Below are 12856 nucleotides of genomic sequence, written 5' to 3' on the forward strand. Positions count from 1 at the left end.
CAAAAGCACAAAAAATTTTTGCATCTCCCCCTTGATGACGTGGGTTACGACCCCATTTAGTAGTCAACCGCAGTGAGTGAGTCTGCAAAAAAATGAAATTGGGCAGTTGAAACCAGACGTTTCGCCCCTATTACAGACTCATACCACATGATGACCGAATATATAGTGGAGACGTTTAGATGGGTAAAATTATTGGTATCGACCTGGGTACTACCAACTCTTGTGTAGCGATTATGGATGGCACCACTCCTCGTGTGCTGGAGAACGCCGAAGGCGATCGCACCACGCCTTCTATCATTGCCTATACCCAGGATGGTGAAACTCTGGTTGGTCAGCCGGCTAAACGTCAGGCAGTGACGAACCCGCAAAACACCCTGTTTGCGATTAAACGCCTGATTGGCCGCCGCTTCCAGGACGAAGAAGTACAGCGTGATGTTTCCATCATGCCGTTCAAAATTATTGCTGCTGATAACGGCGACGCATGGGTCGAAGTTAAAGGCCAGAAAATGGCACCGCCGCAGATTTCTGCTGAAGTGCTGAAAAAAATGAAGAAAACCGCGGAAGATTACCTGGGCGAACCGGTAACTGAAGCTGTTATCACTGTACCGGCATACTTTAACGATGCTCAGCGTCAGGCAACCAAAGACGCAGGCCGTATCGCTGGTCTGGAAGTAAAACGTATCATCAACGAACCGACCGCAGCTGCGCTGGCTTACGGTCTGGACAAAGGTACTGGTAACCGTACTATCGCGGTTTATGACCTGGGTGGTGGTACTTTCGATATTTCCATTATCGAAATCGACGAAGTTGACGGCGAAAAAACCTTCGAAGTTCTGGCTACCAACGGTGATACCCACCTGGGTGGTGAAGACTTTGATAGCCGTTTGATCAACTATCTGGTTGAAGAATTCAAGAAAGATCAGGGCATTGACCTGCGCAACGACCCGCTGGCAATGCAGCGTCTGAAAGAAGCGGCAGAAAAAGCGAAAATCGAGCTGTCTTCCGCTCAGCAGACCGACGTTAACCTGCCGTACATCACTGCAGACGCGACCGGTCCGAAACACATGAACATCAAAGTGACTCGTGCGAAACTGGAAAGCCTGGTTGAAGACCTGGTAAACCGTTCCATCGAGCCGCTGAAAGTTGCACTGCAGGACGCTGGCCTGTCCGTATCTGATATCGACGATGTTATCCTCGTTGGTGGTCAGACTCGTATGCCAATGGTTCAGAAGAAAGTTGCTGAATTCTTTGGTAAAGAGCCGCGTAAAGACGTTAACCCGGACGAAGCTGTAGCTATCGGTGCTGCTGTTCAGGGTGGTGTTCTGACTGGTGACGTAAAAGACGTACTGCTGCTGGACGTTACCCCGCTGTCTCTGGGTATCGAAACCATGGGCGGTGTGATGACGACGCTGATCGCGAAAAACACCACTATCCCCACCAAGCACAGCCAGGTGTTCTCTACCGCTGAAGACAACCAGTCTGCGGTAACCATCCACGTGCTGCAGGGTGAACGTAAACGTGCGGCTGATAACAAATCTCTGGGTCAGTTCAACCTGGATGGTATCAACCCGGCACCGCGCGGTATGCCGCAGATCGAAGTTACCTTCGATATCGATGCTGACGGTATCCTGCACGTTTCCGCGAAAGACAAAAACAGCGGTAAAGAGCAGAAGATCACCATCAAGGCTTCTTCTGGTCTGAACGAAGATGAAATCCAGAAAATGGTACGCGACGCAGAAGCGAACGCCGAAGCAGACCGTAAGTTTGAAGAGCTGGTACAGACCCGCAACCAGGGCGACCATCTGCTGCACAGCACCCGTAAGCAGGTTGAAGAAGCAGGCGACAAACTGCCGGCTGACGACAAAACTGCTATCGAGTCTGCGCTGACTGCACTGGAAACTGCTCTGAAAGGTGAAGACAAAGCCGCTATCGAAGCGAAAATGCAGGAGCTGGCACAGGTTTCCCAGAAACTGATGGAAATCGCCCAGCAACAACATGCCCAGCAGCAGACTGCCGGTGCTGATGCTTCTGCAAACAACGCGAAAGATGACGATGTTGTCGACGCTGAATTTGAAGAAGTCAAAGACAAAAAATAATCGCCCTATAAACGGGTAATTATACTGACACGGGCGAAGGGGAATTTCCTCTCCGCCCGTGCATTCATCTAGGGGCAAATCAAAAAAGATGGCTAAGCAAGATTATTACGAGATTTTAGGCGTTTCCAAAACAGCGGAAGAGCGTGAAATCAAAAAGGCCTACAAACGCCTGGCCATGAAATACCACCCGGACCGTAACCAGGGTGACAAAGAGGCCGAGGCGAAATTTAAAGAGATCAAGGAAGCTTATGAAGTTCTGACCGACTCGCAAAAACGTGCGGCATACGATCAGTATGGTCATGCGGCGTTTGAGCAAGGCGGCATGGGCGGCGGCGGTTTTGGCGGCGGCGCAGACTTCAGCGATATTTTTGGTGACGTTTTCGGCGATATTTTTGGCGGCGGACGTGGTCGTCAACGTGCGGCGCGTGGTGCTGATTTACGCTATAACATGGAGCTCACCCTCGAAGAAGCTGTACGTGGCGTGACCAAAGAGATCCGCATTCCGACTCTGGAAGAGTGTGACGTTTGCCACGGTAGCGGTGCAAAACCAGGTACGCAGCCGCAAACCTGTCCGACCTGTCATGGTTCTGGTCAGGTGCAGATGCGCCAGGGCTTCTTCGCCGTACAACAGACCTGTCCACACTGTCAGGGCCGCGGTACGCTGATCAAAGATCCGTGCAACAAATGTCATGGTCATGGTCGTGTTGAGCGCAGCAAAACGCTGTCCGTTAAAATCCCGGCAGGGGTAGACACCGGGGACCGCATCCGTCTTGCGGGCGAAGGTGAAGCGGGCGAACACGGCGCACCGGCAGGCGATCTGTACGTTCAGGTTCAGGTTAAACAGCACCCGATTTTCGAGCGTGAAGGCAACAACCTGTATTGCGAAGTGCCGATCAACTTCGCTATGGCGGCGTTGGGTGGCGAAATCGAAGTACCGACCCTTGATGGTCGCGTCAAACTGAAAGTGCCTGGCGAAACCCAGACCGGTAAGCTGTTCCGTATGCGCGGTAAAGGTGTCAAGTCTGTCCGCGGCGGTGCGCAAGGTGACTTGCTGTGCCGCGTAGTGGTCGAAACACCGGTAGGTCTGAACGAGAAGCAGAAACAACTACTGCAAGAGCTGCAGGAAAGCTTCGGTGGCCCAACCGGCGAGCACAACAGTCCGCGTTCGAAGAGCTTCTTTGATGGCGTGAAGAAGTTTTTCGACGACCTGACTCGCTAACCTCCCCAAAAGCCTGCCCGTGGGCAGGCCTGGGTAAAAAAAATAGGGTGCGTTGAAGATATGCGAGCACCTGTAAAGTGGCGGGGATCGCTCCCCGCCGTTGCTCTTACTCGGATTCGTAAGCCGTGAAAACAGCAACCTCCGTCTGGCCAGTTCGGATGTGAACCTCACAGAGGTCTTTTCTCGTTACCAGCGCCGCCACTACGGCGGTGATACAGATGACGATCAGGGCGACAATCATCGCCTTATGCTGCTTCATTGCTCTCTTCTCCTTGACCTTACGGTCAGTAAGAGGCACTCTACATGTGTTCAGCATATAGGGGGCCTCGGGTTGATGGTAAAATATCACTCGGGGCTTTTCTCTATCTGCCATCCAGCTAATGCCTGAGACAGATAGCCTCAAGCACCCGCCGCTATTATACCGCTCTCTTTAACCCACTCTGTTTTATCGATTCTAATCCTGAAGACGCCTCGCATTTTTATGGCGTAATTTTTTAAGGATTTAATTTTTTAACTTTAATTTATCTCTTTATCGCAATTATTGACGACAAGCTGGATTATTTTTGAAATATTGTCCTAACAAACGACGTCGACTGACAACAAATTAATTATTACTTTTCCGAATTAATCCCTCAGAAATCCAGACCTTAAGCTATGATTATCAGGGCTTGAGGTCATCAGCCACCGCTTTCGAGCGCCAAAAACACTTCCTCTGCTGGTGACTTAATCTTCTTTATAGATCGTAAAAAACGAATTATTCCTACACTATAATCTGATTTTAACGATGATTCGTGCAGAGTAAAATAGTAAAAACGATCTATTCACCTGAAAGAGAAATAAAAAGTGAAACATCTGCATCGATTCTTTAGCAGTGATGCCTCGGGAGGCATTATTCTCATCATTGCCGCTGTTCTGGCGATGATTATGGCCAACAGCGGCGCAACCAGTGGATGGTATCACGACTTTCTTGAGACGCCGGTTCAGCTCCGGGTTGGTTCTCTTGAAATCAATAAAAACATGCTGTTATGGATAAATGACGCGTTAATGGCGGTATTTTTCCTGTTGGTTGGTCTGGAAGTTAAACGCGAGCTGATGCAAGGATCGCTGGCCAGTTTGCGCCAGGCGGCATTTCCAGTTATTGCCGCAATCGGCGGGATGATTGTCCCGGCATTGCTCTATTTGGTCTTTAACTACGCCGATCCTGTTACTCGTGAAGGGTGGGCAATCCCAGCTGCAACTGACATTGCTTTTGCGCTGGGGGTTCTGGCGTTATTGGGAAGTCGTGTACCGTTGGCGCTGAAGATCTTTTTGATGGCGCTGGCTATTATCGATGATCTTGGGGCCATCATAATCATTGCCTTGTTTTACACTAATGATTTGTCGATGACCTCTCTTGGCGTTGCAGCTGTAGCAATTGCGGTGCTCGCGGTGCTGAACATTTGTGGTGTTCGCCGTACGGGAGTTTATATTCTGGTCGGCGTGGTGCTGTGGACCGCAGTGTTGAAATCAGGTGTCCACGCAACGCTGGCAGGTGTCATTGTCGGTTTCTTTATTCCATTGAAAGAGAAGCATGGCCGTTCTCCGGCGAAGCGCCTGGAGCATGTATTGCATCCATGGGTGGCTTATCTGATTTTGCCGCTGTTTGCTTTTGCCAATGCCGGCGTTTCTCTGCAAGGCGTGACGTTGGATGGCCTGACCTCCATCTTGCCATTAGGGATCATCGCCGGTTTGCTGATTGGCAAGCCGTTGGGTATTAGTTTGTTCTGCTGGTTGGCGCTGCGTTTGAAACTGGCTCATTTGCCAGAGGGAACCACTTATCAGCAAATTATGGCGGTTGGGATCTTGTGCGGTATCGGTTTTACTATGTCTATCTTTATTGCCAGCCTGGCTTTTGGTAGCGTAGATCCAGAACTGATTAACTGGGCGAAATTGGGCATTCTGGTTGGCTCAATCTCTTCGGCGGTAATTGGATATAGCTGGTTACGCATTCGTTTACGTCCATCAGTTTGACAGGGCGATGTACCGGGGAGCCATAAATGGCTCCCTTTTCATTCTTATCAGGGAGAGAAATGAGCATGTCTCATATCAATTACAACCACTTGTATTACTTCTGGCATGTCTACAAAGAAGGTTCTGTGGTTGGCGCAGCGGAGGCGCTTTATTTAACACCACAAACCATTACCGGGCAGATCCGGGCGCTGGAAGAGCGCCTGCAAGGGAAACTATTTAAGCGTAAAGGACGTGGTCTGGAACCCAGCGAACTGGGGGAACTGGTCTATCGCTACGCCGATAAAATGTTCACCTTGAGCCAGGAAATGCTGGATATCGTCAACTATCGCAAAGAGTCCAATTTGTTGTTTGATGTTGGTGTGGCAGATGCTCTTTCCAAACGCCTGGTCAGTAGTGTTTTGAATGCCGCAGTGGTGGAAGACGAGCAGATCCATTTACGCTGTTTTGAATCGACGCACGAGATGCTGTTGGAGCAACTGAGTCAGCATAAGCTGGATATGATCATCTCTGACTGCCCGATAGACTCCACCCAGCAGGAAGGGCTGTTTTCCATAAAAATTGGCGAGTGTGGTGTCAGTTTCTGGTGCACTAACCCGCTGCCAGAAAAGCCGTTTCCTGCCTGTCTGGAAGAGCGTCGCTTACTTATTCCGGGGCGTCGCTCAATGTTGGGACGCAAGCTATTAAACTGGTTTAACTCTCAGGGCTTAAACGTTGAAATTCTGGGGGAGTTTGATGATGCGGCGTTGATGAAAGCTTTTGGAGCGACGCATAACGCTATTTTCGTTGCACCTTCGCTTTACGCTAATGATTTCTATAACGATGACTCGGTTATGGAGATAGGCCGCGTTGAGAACGTGATGGAAGAGTACCACGCGATTTTCGCCGAAAGGATGATTCAACATCCTGCGGTACAGCGTATTTGCAACACAGATTACTCTGCGTTGTTTACTTCAGCTTCAAAATAACCATTTGTACTCTGCAGGCTGCAGTTTTGGCCTGCAGATGGGCATAAAAAAACCCGCTTGCGCGGGCTTTTTTACAAAGCTGACAACAAAAGGCGATTAAGCCAGTTTGTTGATCTGTGCAGTCAGGTTAGCCTTATGACGTGCAGCTTTGTTTTTGTGGATCAGACCTTTAGCAGCCTGACGGTCCACGATCGGTTGCATTTCGTTAAATGCTTTCAGTGCAGCAGCTTTGTCGCCAGCTTCGATAGCTGCGTATACTTTCTTGATGAAAGTACGCATCATAGAGCGACGGCTTGCGTTGTGCTTACGAGCCTTTTCAGACTGAATGGCGCGCTTCTTAGCTGATTTGATATTAGCCAAGGTCCAACTCCCAAATGTGTTCTATATGGACAATTCAAAGGCCGAGGAATATGCCCTTTTAGCCTTCTTTTGTCAATGGATTTGTGCAAATAAGCGCCGTTAATGTGCCGGCGCTCGTTACGTAGTGATGGCGCAGGATTCTACCAGCTTGCGGGGTGTGAATACAGCTTTTCCGCGATAAAAATTGCATCAGGCCGTGAGTTTCTGCCCGTGATTTGCGCCATGGCAATGAAAAGCCACTTCTTTCTGATTTCGGTACTCAATCGCCGGTTAACCTTGACCGCTGTACAAGGTATACTCGGACGATTTTCACTGTTTTGAGCCAGACATGAAGCTGATACGCGGCATACATAATCTCAGCCAGGCCCCGCAAGAAGGGTGTGTGCTGACTATTGGTAATTTCGACGGCGTGCATCGCGGTCATCGCGCGCTGTTGCAGGGCTTGCAGGAAGAAGGGCGCAGGCGAAACTTACCGGTGATGGTGATGCTTTTTGAACCTCAACCACTGGAACTGTTTGCTACCGATAAAGCCCCGGCAAGACTGACCCGACTGCGGGAAAAACTGCGTTACCTTGCAGAGTGTGGCGTAGATTACGTGCTGTGCGTGCGTTTCGACAGGCGCTTTGCGGCGCTGACTGCGCAAAACTTCATCAGCGATCTGCTGGTGAAGCATTTGCGGGTAAAATTCCTCGCCGTGGGTGATGATTTCCGCTTTGGCGCTGGTCGTGAAGGCGATTTCTTGTTATTACAGAAAGCTGGCGTGGAATACGGCTTTGACATTACCAGTACGCAAACTTTTTGCGAAGGTGGCGTGCGTATCAGCAGTACCGCTGTGCGTCAGGCGCTGGCAGACGATAATCTGGCTCTGGCAGAAAGTTTACTGGGGCACCCGTTTGCCATCTCCGGGCGTGTGGTCCACGGTGATGAATTAGGGCGCACGATAGGTTTCCCGACGGCGAATGTACCGCTACGCCGTCAGGTTTCCCCGGTGAAAGGGGTTTATGCGGTGGAAGTGCTGGGCCTCGGCGAAAAGCCGTTACCCGGCGTGGCAAACATCGGAACACGTCCAACGGTTGCCGGTATTCGCCAGCAGCTGGAAGTGCATTTGTTAGATGTTGCAATGGACCTTTACGGTCGCCATATACAAGTAGTGCTGCGTAAAAAAATACGCAATGAGCAGCGATTTGCGTCGCTGGACGAACTGAAAGCGCAGATTGCGCGTGATGAATTAACCGCCCGCGAATTTTTTGGGCTAACAAAACCGGCTTAAGCCTGTTATGTAATCAAACCGAAATACGGAACCGAGAATCTGATGAGTGACTATAAATCAACCCTGAATTTGCCGGAAACAGGGTTCCCGATGCGTGGCGATCTCGCCAAACGCGAACCGGGAATGCTGGCGCGTTGGACTGATGATGACCTGTACGGCATCATTCGTGCGGCTAAAAAAGGCAAAAAAACCTTCATTCTGCATGATGGCCCTCCTTATGCGAATGGCAGCATTCATATTGGTCACTCGGTTAACAAGATTCTGAAAGACATTATCGTGAAGTCCAAAGGACTTTCCGGTTATGACTCGCCGTATGTGCCTGGCTGGGACTGCCACGGTCTGCCGATCGAGCTGAAAGTAGAGCAAGAATACGGTAAGCCGGGTGAGAAATTCACTGCTGCCGAGTTCCGCGCCAAGTGCCGCGAATACGCAGCTACCCAGGTTGACGGTCAGCGCAAAGACTTTATCCGTCTGGGCGTGCTGGGCGACTGGTCGCACCCGTACCTGACCATGGACTTCAAAACTGAAGCCAACATCATCCGCGCGCTGGGCAAAATCATCGGCAACGGTCACCTGCACAAAGGCGCGAAGCCAGTGCACTGGTGCGTTGACTGCCGTTCTGCACTGGCAGAAGCGGAAGTTGAGTATTATGACAAAACGTCTCCGTCCATCGACGTCGCTTTCCAGGCGGTCGATCAGGATGCGCTGAAAGCAAAATTTGGCGTCAGCAACGTTAACGGCCCAATCTCGCTGGTAATCTGGACCACCACGCCGTGGACTCTGCCTGCAAACCGCGCAATCTCTATTGCACCGGATTTCGACTATGCGCTGGTGCAGATCGACGGTCAGGCCGTGATTCTGGCGAAAGATCTGGTTGAAAGCGTAATGCAGCGTATCGGCGTGACCGATTACACCATTCTCGGCACGGTAAAAGGTGCGGAGCTTGAGCTGCTGCGCTTTACCCATCCGTTTATGGGTTTCGACGTTCCGGCAATCCTCGGCGATCACGTTACCCTGGATGCTGGTACCGGTGCCGTTCACACCGCGCCTGGCCACGGTCCGGACGACTATGTGATTGGCCAGAAATACGGTCTGGAAACCGCTAACCCGGTTGGCCCGGACGGCACTTATCTGCCGGGTACTTACCCGACGCTGGATGGCGTGAATGTCTTCAAAGCGAACGACATCGTCGTTGCGCTGCTGCAGGAAAAAGGCGCGCTGCTGCACGTTGAGAAAATGCAGCACAGCTATCCGTGCTGCTGGCGTCACAAAACGCCGATCATCTTCCGCGCGACACCGCAGTGGTTCGTCAGCATGGACAAAGAAGGTTTGCGCGCGCAGTCGCTGAAAGAGATCAAAGGCGTGCAGTGGATCCCGGATTGGGGCCAGGCGCGTATCGAGTCGATGGTCGCTAACCGTCCTGACTGGTGTATCTCCCGTCAGCGCACCTGGGGCGTACCGATGTCACTGTTCGTGCATAAAGACACGGAAGAACTGCATCCGCGTACCCTTGAACTGATAGAAGAAGTGGCAAAACGCGTTGAAGTTGATGGCATCCAGGCGTGGTGGGATCTCGATGCGAAAGAGATTCTCGGCGACGAAGCTGACCAGTATGTGAAAGTGCCGGATACTCTCGACGTATGGTTTGACTCCGGATCTACCCACTCTTCCGTTGTTGACGTGCGTCCTGAATTTGCTGGTCACGCAGCGGATATGTATCTGGAAGGTTCTGACCAACACCGCGGCTGGTTCATGTCCTCTCTGATGATCTCTACCGCGATGAAGGGCAAAGCGCCGTATCGTCAGGTACTGACCCACGGCTTTACCGTGGATGGTCAGGGTCGCAAGATGTCTAAATCCATCGGCAACACCGTTTCGCCGCAGGATGTGATGAACAAACTGGGCGCGGATATTCTGCGTCTGTGGGTGGCATCTACCGACTACACCGGTGAAATGGCCGTTTCTGACGAGATCCTGAAACGTGCTGCCGACAGCTATCGTCGTATCCGTAACACCGCACGCTTCCTGCTGGCAAACCTCAATGGTTTTGATCCGGCAAAAGATATGGTGAAACCGGAAGAGATGGTGGTACTGGATCGCTGGGCCGTAGGTTGTGCGAAAGCGGCACAGGAAGACATCCTCAAGGCGTACGAAGCATACGATTTCCACGAAGTGGTACAGCGTCTGATGCGCTTCTGTTCCGTTGAGATGGGTTCCTTCTACCTCGACATCATCAAAGACCGTCAGTACACCGCCAAAGCGGACAGTGTGGCGCGTCGTAGCTGCCAGACTGCGCTGTATCACATCGCAGAAGCGCTGGTTCGCTGGATGGCACCCATCCTCTCCTTCACCGCTGATGAAGTGTGGGGCTACCTGCCGGGCGAGCGTGAAAAATACGTCTTCACCGGCGAGTGGTACGAAGGTCTGTTTGGCCTGGCAGATGATGAGGAATTTAATGATTCCTTCTGGGACGATGTTCGTTACATCAAAGATCAGGTAAACAAAGAACTGGAAAATCAGAAGGCGAATGGCATCAAGTCTAATCTGGAAGCTAAAGTTACGCTGAAATATGCTGACGATGATCTGGGGACTATTGCGAAGCTAAAACGTCTGGGCGAAGAGGCGAGATTCATTTTCATTACGTCTCAATTCGTCATTTCTGATGAGGCTGGCGGTATCAATGATGAAAATATCCAGTATAACCCTGGTAATACAACCGTTCAGGCAGTTGTAACTCGTGCCGAAGGTGAGAAGTGCCCACGCTGCTGGCACTACACCCAGGATGTCGGCAAGGTGGCGGAACACGCAGAAATCTGCGGCCGCTGTGTCAGCAACGTCGCCGGTGACGGTGAAAAACGTAAGTTTGCCTGATGAGTCAATCGATCTGTTCAACAGGGCTACGCTGGCTGTGGCTGGTGGTAGTCGTGCTGATTATCGATCTGGGCAGCAAATACCTGATCCTCCAGAACTTTGCTCTGGGGGATACGGTCCCGCTGTTCCCGTCGCTTAATCTGCATTATGCGCGTAACTATGGCGCGGCGTTTAGTTTCCTTGCCGATAGCGGCGGCTGGCAGCGTTGGTTCTTTGCCGGTATAGCAATTGGTATTAGCGTTACCCTGGTGGTGATGATGTATCGCTCGAAGGCCACGCAAAAGCTAAACAATATCGCTTACGCGCTGATTATTGGCGGCGCGCTGGGCAATCTGTTCGACCGCCTGTGGCATGGCTTCGTTGTCGATATGATCGACTTCTACGTCGGCGACTGGCACTTCGCCACCTTCAACCTTGCCGATACTGCCATTTGTGTCGGTGCGGCACTGATTGTGCTGGAAGGTTTTTTGCCTTCTAAAGCGAAAAAACAATAATAAACCCTGCCGGATGCGATGCTAACGCATCTTATCCGGCCTACAGATTGCTGCGAAATCGTAGGCGCATCCGGCAAAAATCCTCAAAATATAAGAGCAAACCTGCATGTCTGAATCTGTACAGAGCAATAGCGCCGTCCTGGTGCACTTCACGCTAAAACTCGACGATGGCACCACCGCCGAGTCTACCCGCAACAACGGTAAACCGGCGCTATTCCGCCTGGGTGATGCTTCTCTTTCCGAAGGGCTGGAGCAACATCTGCTGGGGCTGAAAGTGGGCGATAAAACCACCTTCTCGCTGGAGCCAGATGCGGCGTTTGGCGTGCCGTCACCGGACCTGATTCAGTACTTCTCCCGCCGTGAGTTTATGGATGCAGGCGAGCCAGAAATTGGCGCAATCATGCTTTTTACCGCAATGGATGGCAGTGAGATGCCTGGCGTGATCCGCGAAATTAACGGTGACTCCATTACCGTTGATTTCAACCATCCGCTGGCCGGGCAGACCGTTCATTTTGATATTGAAGTGCTGGAAATCGATCCGGCACTGGAGGCGTAACATGCAGATCCTGTTGGCCAACCCGCGTGGTTTTTGTGCCGGGGTAGACCGCGCTATCAGCATTGTTGAAAACGCGCTGGCCATTTACGGCGCACCGATATATGTCCGTCACGAAGTGGTACATAACCGCTACGTGGTCGATAGCCTGCGCGAGCGTGGGGCTATCTTTATTGAGCAGATCAGCGAAGTGCCGGACGGCGCGATCCTGATTTTTTCCGCACACGGTGTTTCTCAGGCAGTCCGCAACGAAGCGAAAAGTCGCGATTTGACGGTATTTGACGCGACCTGTCCGCTGGTGACCAAAGTGCATATGGAAGTCGCGCGCGCCAGCCGTCGTGGCGAAGAGTCGATTCTCATCGGCCACGCCGGGCATCCGGAAGTGGAAGGTACGATGGGCCAGTACAGTAACCCGGAAGGGGGAATGTATCTGGTCGAGTCGCCGGACGACGTGTGGAAACTGACGGTCAAAAACGAAGAGAAACTCTCCTTTATGACCCAGACCACGCTATCGGTGGATGACACGTCTGATGTCATCGACGCGCTGCGTAAACGCTTCCCGAAAATTGTCGGGCCGCGCAAAGATGATATCTGCTACGCCACCACCAACCGTCAGGAAGCGGTACGCGCCCTGGCAGAGCAGGCAGAAGTGGTGTTGGTGGTCGGTTCGAAAAACTCCTCCAACTCCAACCGTCTGGCGGAGCTGGCTCAGCGGATGGGCAAACGCGCGTTTTTGATTGACGATGCGAAAGATATCCAGGAAGAGTGGGTGAAAGAGGTTAAATGCGTCGGCGTGACTGCGGGCGCATCGGCTCCGGATATTCTGGTGCAGAATGTGGTGGCACGTTTGCAACAGCTGGGCGGTGGTGAAGCCATTCCGCTGGAAGGCCGTGAAGAAAACATTGTTTTCGAAGTGCCGAAAGAGCTGCGTGTCGATATTCGTGAAGTCGATTAAGTCATTAGCAGCCTAAGTTATGCGAAAATGCCGGTCTTGTTACCGGCATTTTTTATGGAGAAA

The 12856-nt window shown here is 51.7% G+C and carries 12 protein-coding genes; 10 read left to right on the plus strand and 2 right to left on the minus strand.

From position 1 onward, the window contains the following. The first annotated feature begins 179 nt into the window (after nucleotides 1–179). Together dnaK and dnaJ are read left to right on the plus strand one after the other, a co-directional pair. The gene (gene dnaK, locus FEK42_RS19525) at nucleotides 180–2096 is read left to right on the plus strand and encodes a molecular chaperone DnaK (protein WP_000516135.1); all 1917 of its coding nucleotides are present in this window, start codon (nucleotides 180–182) and stop codon (nucleotides 2094–2096) included. 88 nt (nucleotides 2097–2184) lie between these two features. Continuing rightward, complete coding sequence (gene dnaJ / locus FEK42_RS19530) at nucleotides 2185–3315, plus strand: molecular chaperone DnaJ (protein WP_001118464.1); 1131 nt, start codon at nucleotides 2185–2187, stop codon at nucleotides 3313–3315. 106 nt (nucleotides 3316–3421) lie between these two features. Here dnaJ and mokC read toward each other — a convergent pair whose 3' ends face one another. Then, nucleotides 3422–3574, minus strand: coding sequence for a type I toxin-antitoxin system toxin MokC (gene mokC, locus FEK42_RS19535; RefSeq protein ID WP_000809168.1), 153 nt, complete (start codon nucleotides 3572–3574; stop codon nucleotides 3422–3424). Between the two features lie 584 nt (nucleotides 3575–4158). Here mokC and nhaA point away from each other — a divergent pair. Both nhaA and nhaR read left to right on the plus strand, forming a co-directional pair. Continuing rightward, nucleotides 4159–5325: a Na+/H+ antiporter NhaA gene (gene nhaA / locus FEK42_RS19540; protein ID WP_135491892.1), complete on the plus strand. Its 1167-nt coding sequence runs from the start codon at nucleotides 4159–4161 to the stop codon at nucleotides 5323–5325. 59 nt (nucleotides 5326–5384) lie between these two features. After that, nucleotides 5385–6290: a transcriptional activator NhaR gene (gene nhaR, locus FEK42_RS19545; RefSeq protein WP_130204829.1), complete on the plus strand. Its 906-nt coding sequence runs from the start codon at nucleotides 5385–5387 to the stop codon at nucleotides 6288–6290. Between the two features lie 96 nt (nucleotides 6291–6386). On the opposite strand, the gene rpsT is transcribed toward nhaR, so the two are convergent. Next, the gene (rpsT, locus tag FEK42_RS19550; protein WP_001274019.1) at nucleotides 6387–6650 is read right to left on the minus strand and encodes a 30S ribosomal protein S20; all 264 of its coding nucleotides are present in this window, start codon (nucleotides 6648–6650) and stop codon (nucleotides 6387–6389) included. A gap of 102 nt (nucleotides 6651–6752) precedes the next feature. Here rpsT and FEK42_RS19555 point away from each other — a divergent pair, with 102 nt between their 5' ends. From FEK42_RS19555 to ispH, 6 genes are all read left to right on the plus strand, one after another. Further along, complete coding sequence (locus FEK42_RS19555) at nucleotides 6753–6971, plus strand: DUF2575 family protein (protein WP_064525381.1); 219 nt, start codon at nucleotides 6753–6755, stop codon at nucleotides 6969–6971. 7 nt (nucleotides 6972–6978) lie between these two features. Next, the gene (gene ribF, locus FEK42_RS19560; protein WP_130204831.1) at nucleotides 6979–7920 is read left to right on the plus strand and encodes a bifunctional riboflavin kinase/FAD synthetase; all 942 of its coding nucleotides are present in this window, start codon (nucleotides 6979–6981) and stop codon (nucleotides 7918–7920) included. Nucleotides 7921–7962: 42 nt separating this feature from the next. Then, nucleotides 7963–10791 carry an isoleucine--tRNA ligase gene (ileS, locus tag FEK42_RS19565; protein WP_135491893.1) on the plus strand — a complete coding sequence of 943 codons (2829 nt, stop codon included), beginning with the start codon at nucleotides 7963–7965 and terminating at the stop codon, nucleotides 10789–10791. Then, nucleotides 10791–11285 (plus strand): signal peptidase II, encoded by a 495-nt coding sequence (lspA, locus tag FEK42_RS19570; protein WP_000083385.1) that lies wholly within the window; start codon nucleotides 10791–10793, stop codon nucleotides 11283–11285. The genes ileS and lspA overlap by 1 nt, the downstream gene beginning before the upstream one ends. Nucleotides 11286–11391: 106 nt before the next feature. Continuing rightward, the gene (fkpB, locus tag FEK42_RS19575) at nucleotides 11392–11841 is read left to right on the plus strand and encodes an FKBP-type peptidyl-prolyl cis-trans isomerase (protein WP_000004655.1); all 450 of its coding nucleotides are present in this window, start codon (nucleotides 11392–11394) and stop codon (nucleotides 11839–11841) included. A gap of 1 nt (nucleotide 11842) precedes the next feature. Next, nucleotides 11843–12793 carry a 4-hydroxy-3-methylbut-2-enyl diphosphate reductase gene (gene ispH / locus FEK42_RS19580; protein ID WP_001166395.1) on the plus strand — a complete coding sequence of 317 codons (951 nt, stop codon included), beginning with the start codon at nucleotides 11843–11845 and terminating at the stop codon, nucleotides 12791–12793. The last annotated feature ends 63 nt before the right edge of the window (nucleotides 12794–12856 follow it).

The sequence above is a fragment of the Escherichia sp. E2748 genome (assembly GCF_005781125.1).
Taxonomy (GTDB): domain Bacteria; phylum Pseudomonadota; class Gammaproteobacteria; order Enterobacterales; family Enterobacteriaceae; genus Escherichia.

What these genes read in the sequence shown, in the direction of transcription:
- ileS (WP_135491893.1), top strand. Translation starts at nt 7,963, where the DNA reads ATGAGTGACTATAAATCAACCCTGAATTTGCCGGAAACAGGGTTCCCG.
- nhaR (WP_130204829.1), top strand. Translation starts at nt 5,385, where the DNA reads ATGAGCATGTCTCATATCAATTACAACCACTTGTATTACTTCTGGCAT.
- ispH (WP_001166395.1), top strand. Translation starts at nt 11,843, where the DNA reads ATGCAGATCCTGTTGGCCAACCCGCGTGGTTTTTGTGCCGGGGTAGAC.
- ribF (WP_130204831.1), top strand. Translation starts at nt 6,979, where the DNA reads ATGAAGCTGATACGCGGCATACATAATCTCAGCCAGGCCCCGCAAGAA.
- mokC (WP_000809168.1), bottom strand. Translation starts at nt 3,574, where the DNA reads ATGAAGCAGCATAAGGCGATGATTGTCGCCCTGATCGTCATCTGTATC.
- FEK42_RS19555 (WP_064525381.1), top strand. Translation starts at nt 6,753, where the DNA reads ATGTGCCGGCGCTCGTTACGTAGTGATGGCGCAGGATTCTACCAGCTT.
- dnaJ (WP_001118464.1), top strand. Translation starts at nt 2,185, where the DNA reads ATGGCTAAGCAAGATTATTACGAGATTTTAGGCGTTTCCAAAACAGCG.
- dnaK (WP_000516135.1), top strand. Translation starts at nt 180, where the DNA reads ATGGGTAAAATTATTGGTATCGACCTGGGTACTACCAACTCTTGTGTA.
- lspA (WP_000083385.1), top strand. Translation starts at nt 10,791, where the DNA reads ATGAGTCAATCGATCTGTTCAACAGGGCTACGCTGGCTGTGGCTGGTG.
- fkpB (WP_000004655.1), top strand. Translation starts at nt 11,392, where the DNA reads ATGTCTGAATCTGTACAGAGCAATAGCGCCGTCCTGGTGCACTTCACG.